Raw genomic sequence first — 15,947 nt, forward strand, 5'->3', positions numbered from 1 at the left:
CCCGTTCACCCGGAGGCCGGACAGTACGGACGCCGCCCCACCCGAACGGAGACCACATGCCCGAGTCCTCCCCGGAGGCGGCGACGCCGCACGACGACGCCGCGCAGCTCGTGCTCGACCGCGCCGACGCCGTCACCCCGCCGCGAACCCTCGTGGACGTGCTGCGGGCGACGGTCGCGGAGCACCCCGACGCCTCCGCCATCGAGGACGGCGAGGGCGCGCTCAGCTACCGCGAGCTCATGGCGCGCGTCGTGCAGGTCGCCGCATCCCTGCGGGAGGCGGGCGTGGGGAAGGGCGACCGGGTCGGGATCCGCATGCCGTCCGGGTCCCGCGACCTCTACGTGACCGTGCTCGGCGTGCTCGCGAGCGGCGCCGCCTACGTGCCCGTGGACGCCGACGACCCCGACGAGCGCGCCCGCCTCGTGTTCGGCGAGGCGCGCGTCGCGGGCGTCGTGACGGGGACGGGCGCGTTCACGCCGCGCACCGCCGACCCCGACGCCGCCGAGGCCGCCGCGCTCCGCGTGCTCCCCGCCGCCGCCGCGCACGCCTCCACCTCCGCCCTCCCGCTCGTCGCGCCGCCCGCGCCCGAGGACGACGCGTGGATCATCTTCACCTCGGGATCCACCGGCACCCCCAAGGGCGTCGCCGTCTCGCACCGCTCGGCCGCGGCCTTCGTGGACGCCGAGGCGCGCCTCTTCCTCCGCGACGAGCCGATCGGCCCCGGGGATCGCGTGCTCGCGGGCCTCTCGGTCGCGTTCGACGCCAGCTGCGAGGAGATGTGGCTGGCCTGGCGCCACGGCGCGTGCCTCGTCCCCGCGCCCCGCAGCCTCGTGCGCAGCGGCATGGACCTCGGGCCCTGGCTCACGACGCACGGCGTGACGATCGTGTCCACCGTCCCGACGCTCGCGGCGCTGTGGCCCGCGGAGTCGCTCGAGAACGTCCGGCTCCTCATCTTCGGCGGCGAGGCCTGCCCGCCCGAGCTCGGCCAGCGGCTCGCGACCGACGGCCGCGAGGTCTGGAACACGTACGGCCCCACCGAGGCGACGGTCGTCGCGTGCGCGGCGCCGCTCGGCGGATCCGGCCCGGTGCGGATCGGCCTGCCCCTGGACGGCTGGACCCTCGCGGTCGTCGACGCCGAGGGCGCGCGCGTGCCCGAGGGCGGCGTCGGCGAGCTGATCATCGGCGGCGTCGGGCTCGCGCGCTACCTCGATCCCGCCAAGGACGCCGAGAAGTACGCGCCCTTCCCCGCGCTCGGCTGGGACCGCGCCTACCGCAGCGGGGACCTCGTCCGGTTCGAGGCGGCGGGCCTGGTCTTCCAGGGCCGCGCGGACGACCAGGTGAAGGTGGGCGGCCGGCGCATCGAGCTGGGCGAGATCGAGGCGGCGCTGCAGGACCTCGACGACGTGCAGGGCGCGGCCGTCGCCGTGCAGACGACGGGTGCCGGCAACCCGGTGCTCGTCGGCTACCTCGTGCCCCGGGATCCCGCGGCGTTCTCCCGCGAGGACGCCGTGCAGCGCCTCCGCGTCGCGCTGCCCGCCGCGCTCGTGCCGCTGATCGGCGTGGTCGAGTCGCTGCCGACCCGCACCTCCGGCAAGGTCGACCGGGCCGCGCTCCCGTGGCCGCTCCCGGGCGCCGCGGGCGACGAGGGCGCCGACCTCGACGCCGAGCTCCGCCCGCTCGCCGAGATGTGGTCCGCCGCGCTCGGCACGTCCGTCGCGAGCGCCGACGCCAACTTCTTCGACCTGGGCGGCGGGTCGCTCTCGGCCGCGCAGCTCGTCGCCCGGATCCGCACCGTCGACCCCGAGTTCACGGTCGCCGACGTCTACGCGCACCCGCGCCTCGGCGCCATGCACGCGGCCATCGCCGGACGGGCCCCGCGGGCGGAGCGCAGCGGGCCGCGGGTCGACGTGACGCCCACGCCCCGCCGCACGCAGTGGATCCAGACCCTCCTCGGCGCGCCCCTCCTCGCCCTGCAGAGCCTCCGCTGGCTCGCGCTCCTGCTGACGGCGAGCGCGCTGCTCCGCCCGCTCGGCGGCTTCGACGCCCTGCCGGACGTGTCGTGGTGGCTGCTGGTGCCCGGCCTCCTCCTCTTCGCGACGCCCTTCGGCCGCATGGCGATCTCCGCGGTCGCCGCGCGCCTCCTCCTCCGCGGCCTCACGCCCGGCGACCACCCGCGCGGCGGCCGGTGGCACCTGCGGATCTGGCTGGCCGAGCAGATCGCGCAGCAGATCGGCGCGGTCGGGCTCGCGGGTGCGCCGTGGATCACGTACTACGCCCGGGCGCTCGGCGCGCGCATCGCCGACGACGTCGACCTGCACACGCTGCCGCCCGTCACGGGCATGCTCCGCATCGGCCGGGGCGCATCCGTCGAGCCCGAGGTCGACCTCTCCGGCTACTGGATCGACGGGGACACCGTGCGCGTCGGCGCGGTGCGCATCGGGGCCGGGTCAACGGTCGGCACGCGCTCGACGCTGCTGCCGGGCACGCGCATCGGCAAGGGCGCGGAGATCGCGCCCGGCTCGGCCGTCTTCGGGCGCGTGCCGGCGGGCCAGCGCTGGGCGGGCTCCCCCGCGGCGCGCGAGGGCCGGGCGCGCGTCTGGTGGCCCGAGCACCGGCCGCCGCGCGGCACGCGCTGGGTCGCGGCGTACGGCGTCGCCTCGGTCGCCACCGCGCTCGTGCCCGTGGTGGCGTTCGTCGCGGGCGGCGGGATCCTCGCGGTCGCGATCCGCGGATCCGCCGACCTCGGCGACGTGTGGTGGCGCGGCCTCGGCGCGCTCGTGCCCGCCGTGCTCGCCACGGGGATCGTGCTCGCGCTGCTGGTCGTGGGATCCGTGCGCCTCCTCGGCCTCGGCGTCACCGAGGGCGTCCACGGCGTCCGGAGCCGCGTCGGCTGGCAGCTGTGGTCGACCGAGCGCCTGCTCGACCTCGCCCGGACCGTGCTCTTCCCGCTCTACGCGGGCCTCTTCACGCCGGTGTGGCTGCGCCTCCTCGGCGCCCGGGTGGGGAAGGACGTCGAGGCGTCGACCGTCCTCCTCATCCCCGCGATGACCACGATCCGCGACGGTGCCTTCCTCGCCGACGACACCCTCGTCGCCGGCTACGAGCTCGGCGGCGGCTGGATGCGCGTCGCCCGCGCCGAGATCGGCCAGCGCGCGTTCCTCGGCAACTCGGGCATGGCGGGTCCCGGGCACAAGGTGCCGAAGGACGGCCTCGTCGCCGTGCTCTCGGCGGCGCCCACGAAGTCGAAGGCCGGATCCTCCTGGCTCGGCTCCCCGCCCGTGCGGCTCCGGCGCACGGTGGCCGCGGCCGACGACGCGCGCACGTTCCGCCCGCCGACGCGCCTCCGCGTCGCCCGGATCCTCTGGGAGCTGCTGCGCGTCGTGCCCGTGATCGTGACGTGCGCCATCGGCCTGGCCGTGCTCGTGACCCTCGCGGCCCTCACCGAGGCGTGGGGCCCGCTCGTCGCGTTCCTGCTCGGCGGCGTGGTGCTGCTGGTGGCGGGAGCCGCCGCGGCGGGCATCTCGACGGCCGCCAAGTGGATCCTCATCGGCCGCGTCCGCCCGGAGGAGCACCCGCTGTGGTCGTCGTTCGTGTGGCGCAGCGAGGTGTCGGACGTGTTCACCGAGATGGTGGCCGCGCCCTGGTTCGCGTCGTCGGCCGCCGGCACGCCCGCGCTCGTCTGGTGGCTGCGCAGCCTCGGCGCGCGGATCGGGTCGGGCGTCTGGTGCGACTCGCACTGGCTGCCCGAGGCGGACCTCGTGACGCTGGGGGACGCGTCGACGGTCAACCGCGGGTGCGTCGTGCAGACGCATCTGTTCCATGATCGGATCATGAGCATGGACACCGTCACCCTCGACGCGGGTGCGACCCTCGGGCCGCACAGCGTCATCCTCCCCGCGGCGCGCATCGGCCCGCAGGCCACCGTCGGCCCCGCGAGCCTCGTGATGCGCGGCGAGCTGGTGCCCGAGGCGAGCCGTTGGAGCGGCAACCCCATCGGACCGTGGCGCGAGGTCAAGACGGGTCGCTACCTCCCCGCCGCCGCGACGGCCGTCGCCGTCGCCGCTCCCGCTCCCGCCGACCCCGCCGCGCGCGCGACCGCCGGGCCCCGGTGAGGGCCCCGGTCTCGTCCGGCGACGACTACACCCCCGAGGTCGGATCCTCCGCGTACGCGGTCGAGCGCTACGACCTCGAGCTCGACTACCGCGTGGCCCGCAACCGCCTCAAGGCGCGGGCGGTCCTCACGGCCGTCGCGCGCGAGCCGCTCGCCCGGTTCGAGCTCGACCTCACGGGCCTCCGCGCGACGGACGTGCGCGTCGACGGCCGGCGCGAGACCCGGCACGTGCAGCGCGGCGGACGCCTCGTCGTCACGCCGGCTGAGCCGATTGCCGCGGGCGCGACCTTCGCGGTCGACGTCGCCTACTCGGGCGAGCCGGGCCCGCGCCGCACCGTGTGGGGCGAGCTCGGCTGGGAGGAGCTCGGCGACGGCGTGCTCGTCGCGTCGCAGCCGAGCGGCGCGTCGACCTGGTTCCCCTGCAACGACCGGCCCGACGACCGGGCCGCGTACCGCGTGCGCGTGACGTGCGAGGTCGACTACGCCGTCGTCGCGAGCGGCCGGCTGCTCTCCCGCGTGGAGCGCTCGGGCCGCGCGACCTGGACCTACGCGCAGGACGCGCCGACCGCGCCGTACCTCGCGACCGTGCAGATCGGCCGGTACGCGGAGAAGCGCCTGCCCGCCGGATCCACCGAGGCCGTCTTCGCGTACCCGCGCCCCCGCGAGGCGCGCGTGCTCGCCGACCTCGCGCCCGTGCCGCGCATGATGGCGTTCTTCGAGACGCTGTTCGGGCCGTACCCGTTCGGCGAGTACCGGGTGGTCGTCACCGACGACGAGCTGGAGATCCCGCTCGAGGCGCAGGCGATGGCGGTGCTCGGCGCGAACCACGCCGACGGCACGGGCGGATCCGAGCGCCTCGTCGCCCACGAGCTCGCGCACCAGTGGTTCGGCAACGCGGTGGGCCTCGCGTCGTGGCGGCACATCTGGCTCAACGAGGGCTTCGCCTGCTACGCCGAGTGGCTGTGGTCGGAGGAGTCGGGCGGTCCGTCGGCGGATCAGCTCGCGCGCGAGCACCACGCGCGCCTCGTCCGCGAGGGGTCGCGGCTGGCGATCGGCGATCCCGGGCCCGACGCGATGTTCGACGACGTCGTCTACAAGCGCGGCGCCCTCGCGCTGCACGCGCTCCGGCTGACGCTCGGCGAGACGGCCTGGCGCGAGCTGCTGCTGCGGTGGACGGATCCGACGTGGACGGCGCCGCGCACCACCGCCGACCTCGTCGGCGCGGCCGGCGACGCGGGAGCCCTGCTGCGCGCGTGGCTCGCGGGCGGGCCGCTGCCCGCGCTGCCGCGGGTGGGGCGGCGCTGAGGCGTCCGACAGGGAGAGCCTCGGCTGGTGGATCGTTCTTACACTTCGGGCCGATGTATGACGACGATGGCGCTGCTCGACTCTCCTGTCGGCCCGGTCTCGCGCTGGGCTAGGGCCGTGACCAGATCGCTTCCGAGCTCCACGTCGACCACCCGGTAGCGCTCGTCCTCGCCGTCGATCCACGCGGCCATCCCGGTCGCGTCGCTCGCGAAGAGGACCAGCGACGGATCCACGAGCAGCCCGCGCCCGTCGGCCTTCAGCACGGCCTCGATCCGCACCCACTCCGCGAGGGTGATCCCCGGCGGCGCCTCCCGGCCGCGCGGCTCCGCGTCGATCCCGATCGGCCCGTGCTCGCTCACCGCGACGACGACCGCGTCACCCGCGTGCGCGACGCTCGCGTGCAGGCCGTCGAGCGCGCGCGATCCGCCGAGCACCGGCCGCCCGTGCGGCCCGCCGCAGGTCGCGCAGCGGGCGCGCACGGTGACGTCGGCCGGATCCGCGCCCACGAGCTCCGCAGCGAGCGCCCGGAGCGCGTCCCGGCCCGCGGCGGTGCGGGCGGGGCGGGACGCGTCCGGCGCGACCGGGACGCGGGCGACGCGGACGGCCTCGCGCCCCGCCCCGGCGCGCGCGATCACGGCGGTCTCGTCCATGCGCTCATCGTGGCAGGCGCCGGAGGAGGGCGACCGCCCGTCGGCGTCGCGTCCGCGGTGTCCCGGTCGTCCGCGGGGCCGCCACGCCGCCGCCTCCCGGCGACGCGGTGATGACGGAGCACGGGATCACGAGCCTCGCGTCCGACGACGGCAGCACGCCGTCGGTCAGAGGAGCGCGGGGGCGCGCCTCCGGTCCTCGTGGCGGGCGGAGATGGACGCCCCGAGCAGGACCAGCCGGAGCGTGCGCTCGGCGGCGTCCTGGAGGAGCCGCTCGCCCTGGTCGACGGCGTCGCTTAGGGGCATGGGGATGGTCATGATGGACGCGATCGCGTCGATGCCGATGTCGTGGACCGCGGGCGCGCCCTCCCCGATCGACCCGGCGATGGCCAGCACGGGCACGCCCGCGCGCTGGGCCCGCGCCGCGATCTCGGCCGGCACCTTCCCGCGGGGCGTCTGGTAGTCGATCGCCCCCTCGGCGGTGATGACGAGGTCGGCGCGCGCGATCAGGCCGTCCAGGTCGATGGAGCCGAGACCCACGCCCAGCAGCGCGTCGAACCGCGACACGAGGCGGGCGCCCAGCCCGGCGGCGAGGCCGGCCCCGAGGCCTCCGGACGCTCCCGTCCCGCCGCCGAGGCGGAGGTCGAGGCCGGCGGCGTGCGGCGCATCCCGCGCGAGGACCGCGGCCCACGTCTCGAGCGCGTCGGAGAGCCGCTCGACCTGGTCGGGGGTGGCGCCCTTCTGCGGGCCGAAGACGCGGGCCACGCCGCGGTCGCCGCAGAGGACGTTGTGGATGTTGCACGCGACCACGACCTCGATCGTCGCGAGGCGGGGATCCAGGCCGCGGAGGTCGACCTCGTGCAGGCGGGCGAGGTGCTGCCCGCCGTCGGGGAGCTCCTGGCCCTCCGCGTCGAGCAGGCGGGCGCCCAGCGCGGACAGCGCACCGGCGCCGCCGTCGGAGGTGCCCGAGTCGCCGCATCCGACGATGATCGTGGTCGCGCCGTCGTCGAGGGCCGCGAGGATGAGCTCGCCGACGCCGCGGGTGGTCGTGCGCCCCGGATCGCGGTCGTCGCGCGGCACGAGCCGGAGTCCCGCCGCCGCGGCCATCTCCACGACGGCCGTGGAGCGGGCGCTCCCCCCGAGGCGCGCCCAGTGCGCGTCGAGCGCCTGTCCGACCGGTCCGGTCACGCGGGCGGCCACGAGGTCCCCGCCCGTTGTCCGCGCGAGCATCTCGGCGGTGCCCTCCCCGCCGTCGGGGATGGGCACGAGGTCGAGGTGGACGCCGGGGAGCACGCGGCGCACTCCGGCGCCGATCGCCCGGGCGACGGTCGCGGCGTCGAGGCTCTCCTTGAACCCGCTGGGGGCGATGAGGATGCGGTGGGGCACGTTCATGGACATGGGACTACCTCGGGCTCGGTCGGGCGGGCGGGCGGGCGTGGCGGGCGGGTCAGGGGAGGAAGAGGGGCAGGCCCAGCAGCGGCCAGACCCACCAGGCGAAGGCGGCGATGATCGCGAGCATGACCGGGCCGAGGACCGCCGAGAGCCGGAGGAGCTGCGACGGCTGGAAGCCGGGGACCCCCTCGACGGCCGCGAACATCGCGACGGGCTTGGCCGAGCTCGTGAGGGTGTGGCAGAAGCCGGCCGCGGCCGTGGAGGCGAAGGCCGCCGCGGCGGGATCGACGCCGACGCCCGGGGCGAGGGCGACCACGATGGGCACGAGCGCCGCCGAGCGCGCCGAGCGGGACTGGATGACCAGGTGGGCCGCGAGGGAGACGGCGATCACGGCGACCACGAACACGGGGCCCGCGGCACCGCCCAGCGCCCCGAGCGGCGCGAAGGCGCCCTGGGCCAGCCACTCGGCCGCGCCCGTCGAGGTGAGCGCGGTGCCGAGCGTCAGGGTCGCGGCGAGGAACAGGATCAGCGTCCACGGCACCGCCTTGAGCGCCTTGCCGAGCGACGTCGACCCGTAGCGGGGCGACGTGGCGACGAGGGCGCCGAGGAGGGCGACGATGGCCGGGTGCAGTCCGTGCAGGGGCTCGGTGCACCAGAGCACGATGACGGCGGCCAGGAGGAGCGCGGCCCGCGACTCGACCGCGGTGAGCGCGCCCGAGACGGGCGTGGGCGCGTCCGCCTCGAAGTCGCCCAGGTCGATCGACAGGTGCCGGCGCCGGTCGCTGCGGTCCGTGAACAGGAGGAGCACGATCTCGCACGCGACGTGGGAGCTGACGAGCGCCACGGGCAGCCCGAGCAGCATCCACCGGACGAAGTCGAATCCCGTCCCCGTCGCCGTCTCGACGATCTGGCTCGTGATCAGGTGGGCGCCGGCGCCGAGGAGCGACGCCGCCGCGGACAGCAGGATGACCGTGGGGAACAGGAGCGACAGGGCGACGACGATCCGCGCCCGGTCGGCGAGGACGCGCGCGAGGGCGAGGAACACGGGGAGCGCGAGGGCGGCCCGTCCGGACGTCGCCGGCACGGCGAAGGTCGTGACGACCAGCGAGGCCGTGACCAGGTGGAACAGCTGGCGCGGCGTCCTCGCCCCCACCATCACGCTCGCGGCGCCGCGGAGCGCCAGTCCCGACGAGGCCACCCCCGACGCGATGACGAAGGCCGCGAGCAGGAGCCAGACCGTCTCGTCGCCCAGGGACTGGAACAGCTCGTCCGTGTCGATGACGCCCATGACCACGAGGGCGGTGGCGGCGCCGAGGGCCACGTAGGTGTCGTCGACGGGCGTGAAGATCCAGAACCAGACGGCGAGCACGAACACGACCAGGGCGGCCGCCGCCGCGCCGTCGAGCCCGGCTCCGGGGCGGGACACCGTGGACGCGAGCAGGACGACGACGACGATCCCGGCGATCGCGCCGAGGATGCGGGGCGTCCTCCGCGCCGTGAAGAGGCTGCGGAGGTCGCGGCCGGTGGCCGGGTCGCCCGCGGGCGGGTCCGGCGGCGGCGGGGTGGTGGCGTACCTCGTCTCGCTCACCGGAGCCGGTATCCCGCGCCGCGGACGGTCTCGACCCGGGCCGCCCCGATCTTCGCCCGCAGGGCGCGGACGTAGGCGTCGACCACGTTCGAGGCGGGATCGAAGTCCTGCCCCCAGATGGCGCCGAGGATCTGGTCCCGGGACAGCACCTGCCCGGGGTGCCGGAGGAACAGCTCGAGCAGCGCGAACTCGCGCGGGGTGAGGTCGTGGGTGTCCGGCCCGATCTGCACGCGGCGACCGCGGACGTCGACGACCATGCCGTCGTGGACGAGCTTGGCCTCCGGCGTCAGGCGCTCGAAGTCGTCCAGCCGGAGCCGGACGCGCGCGAGCAGCTCGGCGAACTGGAACGGCTTGGACATGTAGTCGCTCGCGCCGCCCTCGAGACCGCTGACGGTGTCGACGACCGAGTCCCGTGCCGTGAGGACGATCACGGGCACGTCGACCGCCTCGCCGCGGAGCTGGAACAGGACGGTGAAGCCGTCCATCACGGGCAGGCCGATGTCGAGCACGACGAGGTCGAACCGTCCGGACCGCGCCATGAGGAGCGCGGTCTCGCCGTCCCCGACCACGGTGGTCTCGTACCCGGCCCCGCGGAGGCCGCGGCCGATGAAGGTGGCGATGTTCCGGTCGTCCTCCGCGATCAGCACGCTCTTCGCCCTCATGGCGCGGCCCCGTCCTCGGGCGCGGGCGCCGGCTCGTCGCCCGCGTCGCGGGCCGCGGTCGGCGCCGGGACGGTGATGCCGAAGGTCGCGCCGTGCCCCGGCGTGCTGGTGAGCCAGGCCGAGCCGCGGTGCGCGTCCGCGATGGCGCGCACGATGGCGAGCCCGAGCCCGGCGCCGTCGCGCTGCCCGGATCCGGAGCCGTGCTGCGGGGGCGCGTCGTTCGCGCTGCCGTGGTGGAACCGCTCGAAGATCCGGCTGGCCTCGTGCTCCTCGACGCCGGGTCCGTCGTCGGCCACCCAGAACACGACCACGCGGTCCGCCGCCCGGCCCTCGAACCGCGACCCGAGCCGGACCGTGGATCCCGTCGCCGTGTACTGCACGGCGTTCGCGGCGAGCTGGAGGACCGCCTGGGTCACGCGCTGCTCGTCCACGCGGATCGTCCCCTCCGCGATCTCCATGAGCCGCCAGCGCCGGTCGCCGAGCGCCTGCGCCTTCGTCTCGACGTCCAGGGTGAGGGACGTGGCGTCCACCTCCTGGACCTTGACGAAGTTGGGCTGCTCCGCGCGGGCGAGCATCAGGAGGTCCGACACGATGCGCCCCATGCGGGCGAGCTCCGTGTCGACGAGGCGCAGGGTCTCGGCCCGCCTCTCCGGCTCGCTCTCGAGCAGCTCCAGGTGCCCGCGGACGACCGTGATCGGCGTCCGGAGCTCGTGGCTGGCGTCGTCGACGAACTTCTGCTGCGTGGTCGACGCCCGCTCGAGCCGGTCGAGCATCGCGTTGAACGTCTCGGCGACGGCCGAGATGTCGTCGCGGCCGCTCACGGGCACCCGCCCGGTCAGGTCGTGCTCGGTGATGTCCTTCGCCACCTGGTGCACCTGCCGGATCGGGGCGAGGATCTGGCCGGCGACCAGCCACGCGATGACCGAGCTGAGCAGCAGGCCGCCCAGCGCGACCCACGCGATGGTGACGACGGCGTCGTCGACCCCGTCCCGCTCCTGGTCGGTGAACTGCGCGATGACGAGCGCTCCGGTCTCCGACCCGACGACGAACTCCGCACGGCCCCAGCGGACCGGCCCGTCCTCGGTCTCGGGGAGGGAGCCGGAGCGCTGCCGCGGGTCCAGCATGTCCTCCAGCAGGTCGTCGGCGTCGGCGAGGTCGGGGGTGGATCCGCGGTCCGGCGTCTGCGTGCCGACGACCTGCGTGCCGATCACGCCGGCCATCGACTCCCCGGTGCCGGGCGACTGCCGCGCGAGGTAGGTGGCGAGCAGCCGCTCGGCCGAGCCGAACGGCCGCGTGGTCGTCGGGTCGACGCCCTCCGTCGCGAAGCGGGCGAACTCGTCGAACTCCTGCGCGATCTCGGCGTTGGCGTCCTGCTCGACCTGCGTGAGGAAGATGCTCCGGGCGGTCACCGTCACGGCGATCAGCGCCATCATCGTGGTCAGGAGGATCCAGCCGGTGATCCGCCACCGCGCGGGGATCGAGGATCCGCGTTGGACGGACGCCGCCGGGGAGGCCGGGGCCGCCGCCGTGACGCCCGCCGCCGGACGGGGCGCGGGGCTAGTCGTCGGTGTCGCTGCCGATGTCGTCGTCATCGTCGCCTCCCTCGTCGTCGTCGTCGCCGTCGGCGGGAGGGGCCGGAGCGGGGGCGGGAGGGGCGGGCGCGGGCGCGTCGACGCTCGCGGAGCCACCGCCCGCGGGAGGCAGCGGCACGGCGTCGCCGCCGGCCGGGGCCTCGACCGCCGGGGCGTCGCCGGCCGGGGGGACGCTCGTCGGGTCGGCCGGCACCGGCACCGGCGTCGGCTCCGGCGCGGTCCCGGTGTCCGCGGGCAGGGACGAGGGGACCCGGATGGGCTCCTCCGGCACGACGGGATCGCCCGGAGCGGTGGTCAGCGCCTGGCTCCCGAGGGCGAGCAGGACGGGGACGGCCAGGAGACCCGCGAGGACGGCGTACTTCTTCGTCAGGGCCACGATCCGAGCATGTCGGAGCCGCATGAAGGAAATATGAAGGACGACGCCCGGCGGATCAGTCCAGGTCGCGCGCCAGCTCCTCGTCGGTCTCCGTCGCCTGACGGGTGCGGCCGTCGTCGTCCACGTACTCGTAGGCGCTCGTCGTGATCCTGCCCGTGCCGCGGTAGCCCAGCCGCTCGTACAGCGCCCGGGCGCGGGGGTTGTCGAGCGCCACGCCCCCCGTCAGGCGGCCCGGCGCGACGCGCGCGTCCGCGGCCCGGACGATCGCCGTGCCGACGCCCCGCCCGCGCGCGGCCTCCTGGACCTGCAGGTTCCGCAGCTCCGGCCGGTCGCCGCGCAGGTCGAGCTGGCCGGATCCGAGCGGCCGGTCGCCGTCCCACGCGACGAGCAGCACGGATCCGCCCGCCTCCTGCAGCTCCCACATGGCCCGCGCGAAGCCGCGTCCCGGCGGCTCCTCCCGCTCGAGCCGCCCGACCTCCGAGGCCGCGAGCGCGCGGACCTCGACGCCCGTCACCTAGATGACCGCCTCGCTCCAGCCGTCCGGGTTGCCGAAGCGGTGGGCCGTGATGCTGATGGCCTGCTCGCGCAGGAACGTGAGCATCTCGACGCGGCCGGCCGCGGTGATCTCGTCGGCGAAGACGGCGACGTCGGGCGTGCCGCGGAGCGCCTCGGAGAGGGCGCGCGCCTCCACGATCCGCGTCCCCCGGTCGGCGATCAGCCGCACGCGCTCGGTCGGGATCCCGTCGGCCGCGACCCGCGCGAGCCACGCGTCGTCGGTCTCGATGGTCACGTGCACGCGCGGGAGGTCATCGAGCACCTGGCCGAGGCCGGCGGGCAGGATCCCCGGCACCGACACGTGCATCTCCGCGCGGGCGAGGCGCCCGGCCGCGAGCACGCGCAGCAGGTCGGCGAGCGCGCCCGACTCCTGGAGCCGCACCGTGACGGGCAGCGGACGGTAGCGGAACAGGTTCCGCTCCACGCCGAGGCCGCTCGGGTCCTTGACCTGGCCGAACTCCTCGTGCCAGGCGACCGCGTCGCTCAGGGCCGAGCGGCGGACCAGGTCGAAGTCCTCGTAGCGGATGGCGGGCTGCGCCGACTCGATGAGCTCCGTGACGCGCGGCGCGAGCCCGCGGAGGTGCAGCGAGCTGGAGTGCCGGCCCTCGTCGGTGATCCACGAGCCGAGGCCCATGAGGTAGTTCGGGCCGCCGGCCTTCGTGCCCGATCCGACCGAGGAGCGCTTCCAGCCGCCGAACGGCTGGCGCTGCACGATGGCGCCCGTGATCCCGCGGTTCACGTAGAGGTTGCCCGCCTCCACGGTCTCGAGCCACTGCTCGAGCTCGCGGGCGTCGAGGCTGTGCAGGCCCGCGGTGAGGCCGTACGGGATCGCGTTCTGGAAGCGGATCGCCTCCTCCAGGTTCCGTGCGCGCATCACGCCGAGCACGGGTCCGAAGAACTCGGTGAGGTGGAAGTACGACCCGGGCTGCACGCGGTCGCGGACGCCCGGCGACCAGAGGCGGCCGGTCTCGTCCCTCTGCTCGGGCTCCACGAGCCACCTCTCGCCGACGCCGAGCTGCGTGAGCGCGTGCTTGAGCTTGCCGTCGGCCGGCTCGATGATCGGACCCATCTGCGTGGTCGGGTCCGACGGGTAGCCCACGCGCAGCGACGACACGGCGTCGGTGAGCTGCGTCAGGAACCGGCGCGACTTCCCGACGGAGCCCACGAGGATCACGAGGCTCGCCGCCGAGCACTTCTGGCCGGCGTGGCCGAACGCGCTCTTCACGACGTCGGCGGCGGCCAGGTCGAGGTCGGCGCTGGGCGTGACGATGATGGCGTTCTTGCCGCTCGTCTCCGCCAGCAGCGGGAGGTCGGGGCGCCAGGAGCGGAAGACCTCGGCGGTCTCGTAGCCGCCCGTGAGGATCACCCGGTCGACCGCCCGGTGCGAGATCAGGTGCTCGCCGAACTCGGCCTCGCCGGCGTCGACGAGCGCGAGCAGCTCGCGCGGCACGCCGGCCTCGCGGAGCGCCTCGACGAGCACGGCGCCGGAGCGACGGGCCTGCCCGGCGGGCTTCAGCACGACGCCGCTGCCGGACGCGAGGGCCGCGAGCACGCTGCCCGCGGGGATCGCGACGGGGAAGTTCCACGGCGGCGCCACGACGGTGACGCGCGACGGCACGAACCGGGCGCCCTGCACGCGGTCGAGGTCGCGGGCGCGCTCCGCGTAGTAGTGCGCGAAGTCCACGGCCTCGCTGACCTCGAGGTCGGCCTCGGCGATGGTCTTGCCGGTCTCCGACGCCATGACCTCGATGAGGCGCGCGCGGTTCCGCTCGAGGGCGACGCCCACGCGGTGCAGGAGGGCGGCGCGCTGCTCGCCGGGGCGGGCGCCCCAGGCGGCGGCCGCGGTGCGCACGCCGTCGAGGATGTCGTCCAGCTGGTCGGTGGAGTCGATGCGCGCGGCGTCGATGGTCGTGACGCCGAGCCGCGACGCGGCCACGCGCGACAGGATCTCGCGGCCCCAGGCGCGGTTCGCGGGCAGCGCGGGATCGGTGTCGGGCGCGTTGTGGAACGGCGTCGGGGGAGGCGTCCGGGTCGGCGAGCGTGCCGGGCGTCAGCAGCGAGCCGCGCGTGAGGCCCATGACCACGCTCGTGAGCTGCGGGTCGACCTCGTCCTCAGGCTCCTCCGGCGTCTCGGGCTCGGCGAGCGGATCCACGTCGTCGAGCTCCGGCGGGAAGCGGCGGTCCTGGGTGCGGTTCGGCGCGGGGATCGCCTCGTCCACGCCCGCGAGCGACGACCGGAACCGCTGCTCCTCGCGCGCGAACAGCTCCTCCGACGTGCTCAGCTCGAACACGGCCGACATGAAGTTCTCCTGGCTCGCGTTCTCCTCCAGGCGGCGGATGAGGTACGAGATGGCGACGTCGAACTCGGTCGGGTGCACGACCGGCGTGTAGAGCAGCAGCCCGCCGACCGTGCGCTTCACGGCCTCGGCCTGGCCGGTCGCCATGCCGAGCAGCATCTCGAACTCGATCCGGTCGGTGACGCCGCGCTCCTCGGCGAGCAGCCACGCGTACGCGACGTCGAAGAGGTTGTGCCCGGCGACGCCGACCTTCACGGCGTCGGCCGCGGCCGGGTGCAGCGCGTGCTCGAGCATGCGCTTGTAGTGCGTGTCGGTCTCCTCCTTGGTGGACCAGGTGGCGACGGGCCAGTCGTGCATGCGGCCGTCGACCTGCTCCATCGCGAGGTTCGCGCCCTTGACGATGCGGACCTTGATGGGGGCCCCGCCCGCCGCGCGCCGCTCCTGGGCCCACGCGGTGAGCCGCTGCAGCGCGGCGAGCGCGTCGGGCAGGTACGCCTGCAGCACGATCCCGGCCTCGAGGTCCCTCAGCTGCGGCTGGTCGAGCACGCGCGTGAAGACCGCGATGGTCAGGTCGAGGTCCTTGTACTCCTCCATGTCGAGGTTGATGAACTTGGGGCGCGGCGACGCGAGCGCCAGCTCGTACAGCGGGGTCAGCCGTTCGACCACCTTCTCGACGGCCTCGTCGAAGGCCCACATCGACAGCTGCGAGACGACGCTCGACACCTTGATGGAGACGTAGTCCACGTCGTCGCGGGCGAGCAGCTCGCGCGTGCCCGCGAGGCGGCGCGCGGCCTCCTTCTCGCCGAGCACGGCCTCGCCGAGGAGGTTGAGGTTGAGGCGGGATCCGCCGGCGCGCAGCTTCTCGATCGCCGGGCCGAGCTTCTCGCTCGTGGCGTCGACGATGAGGTGCCCGACCATCTCGCGGAGCACCCGGCGCGCGACGGGGACGACCACCTGCGGGAGCACCGGTCCGAGGATGCCGCCCGCGCGGATCGCGCCCTGCATGTACCAGGGCAGGAAGCCGGGGGTCTTCGAGGTGAGCGCGGCGAGGCTGTTGCCGGCGACCGGCAGGTCCTCGGGGCGGACGACCCGGTCGACGAAGCCGATGGTGAAGTCGAGCCCGTGCTCGTCCTTGAGGACGCCCGCGAGCCGCTCGGCCGAGGGATCCGCGGGGTGCGTCGCCGCCTCCGCCAGCCAGGTGCGGACGAGGGCGACCGAGCGGTCGGCGAGGTCCTCGCGGGCGAGCCCGGCGGTCGGGACCGCGGCGGTGTCGGATGCGGGTGCGGTCTCGGCGGTCATTGCTGTGCCTCTTCGTCGTGGGTGGGCGCGGCCGATCTCCGTCGGCGGTCGCGCTCGGAGCGCGTGCTCCCAGTGTGCGACCATGCTCTCATCGGATGCGCTGAACGTTTCCGATGATCATCG

9 protein-coding genes and 1 pseudogene are annotated in these 15,947 nt (G+C 75.4%); 2 read left to right on the plus strand and 8 right to left on the minus strand.

The window, feature by feature from the left end; translation table 11 throughout:
• Positions 1-56 precede the first annotated feature (56 nt).
• Positions 57-4,112 carry a Pls/PosA family non-ribosomal peptide synthetase gene (locus tag QFZ62_RS07780; RefSeq protein WP_307503864.1) on the plus strand — a complete coding sequence of 1,352 codons (4,056 nt, stop codon included), beginning with the start codon at positions 57-59 and terminating at the stop codon, positions 4,110-4,112.
• Positions 4,109-5,416 (plus strand): M1 family metallopeptidase, encoded by a 1,308-nt coding sequence (locus QFZ62_RS07785; RefSeq protein WP_307503867.1) that lies wholly within the window; start codon positions 4,109-4,111, stop codon positions 5,414-5,416. Before QFZ62_RS07780 ends, QFZ62_RS07785 begins: the two co-directional genes overlap by 4 nt.
• A 38-nt stretch (positions 5,417-5,454) precedes the next feature.
• Here QFZ62_RS07785 and QFZ62_RS07790 read toward each other — a convergent pair whose 3' ends face one another.
• From QFZ62_RS07790 to QFZ62_RS07825, 8 genes and pseudogenes are all read right to left on the minus strand, one after another.
• Entirely contained in the window at positions 5,455-6,066 is a 612-nt protein-coding gene (locus QFZ62_RS07790) for a 4'-phosphopantetheinyl transferase superfamily protein (protein ID WP_307503871.1), read from the minus strand.
• A 165-nt stretch (positions 6,067-6,231) separates the two neighbouring features.
• A complete protein-coding gene (locus tag QFZ62_RS07795) occupies positions 6,232-7,461 on the minus strand; it encodes a glycerate kinase (protein ID WP_307503874.1) in 1,230 nt (409 codons plus the stop codon).
• A 49-nt stretch (positions 7,462-7,510) separates the two neighbouring features.
• Positions 7,511-9,043: an SLC13 family permease gene (locus QFZ62_RS07800; RefSeq protein ID WP_307503876.1), complete on the minus strand. Its 1,533-nt coding sequence runs from the start codon at positions 9,041-9,043 to the stop codon at positions 7,511-7,513.
• Positions 9,040-9,705 carry a response regulator transcription factor gene (locus QFZ62_RS07805; RefSeq protein ID WP_307503878.1) on the minus strand — a complete coding sequence of 222 codons (666 nt, stop codon included), beginning with the start codon at positions 9,703-9,705 and terminating at the stop codon, positions 9,040-9,042. Before QFZ62_RS07805 ends, QFZ62_RS07800 begins: the two co-directional genes overlap by 4 nt.
• Complete coding sequence (locus QFZ62_RS07810; RefSeq protein WP_307503880.1) at positions 9,702-11,138, minus strand: cell wall metabolism sensor histidine kinase WalK; 1,437 nt, start codon at positions 11,136-11,138, stop codon at positions 9,702-9,704. The genes QFZ62_RS07805 and QFZ62_RS07810 overlap by 4 nt, the downstream gene beginning before the upstream one ends.
• A gap of 124 nt (positions 11,139-11,262) precedes the next feature.
• Positions 11,263-11,673: a hypothetical protein gene (locus QFZ62_RS07815; RefSeq protein WP_307503883.1), complete on the minus strand. Its 411-nt coding sequence runs from the start codon at positions 11,671-11,673 to the stop codon at positions 11,263-11,265.
• Positions 11,674-11,728: 55 nt separating this feature from the next.
• Positions 11,729-12,187, minus strand: a complete 459-nt coding sequence (locus QFZ62_RS07820) for a GNAT family N-acetyltransferase (RefSeq protein WP_307503886.1) — start codon at positions 12,185-12,187, stop codon at positions 11,729-11,731.
• Positions 12,188-15,824 (minus strand): annotated as a pseudogene (locus QFZ62_RS07825) (proline dehydrogenase family protein).
• Between the last annotated feature and the right edge of the window lie 123 nt (positions 15,825-15,947).

It is taken from the genome of Clavibacter sp. B3I6 (assembly GCF_030816895.1).
GTDB lineage: Bacteria > Actinomycetota > Actinomycetes > Actinomycetales > Microbacteriaceae > Clavibacter.

Bases quoted from the DNA above. Each gene is read 5' to 3' on its own strand.
- QFZ62_RS07780 (WP_307503864.1), top strand. From the start codon at position 57: ATGCCCGAGTCCTCCCCGGAGGCGGCGACGCCGCACGACGACGCCGCG.
- QFZ62_RS07790 (WP_307503871.1), bottom strand. From the start codon at position 6,066: ATGGACGAGACCGCCGTGATCGCGCGCGCCGGGGCGGGGCGCGAGGCC.
- QFZ62_RS07795 (WP_307503874.1), bottom strand. From the start codon at position 7,461: ATGTCCATGAACGTGCCCCACCGCATCCTCATCGCCCCCAGCGGGTTC.
- QFZ62_RS07805 (WP_307503878.1), bottom strand. From the start codon at position 9,705: ATGAGGGCGAAGAGCGTGCTGATCGCGGAGGACGACCGGAACATCGCC.
- QFZ62_RS07810 (WP_307503880.1), bottom strand. From the start codon at position 11,138: ATGATGGCGCTGATCGCCGTGACGGTGACCGCCCGGAGCATCTTCCTC.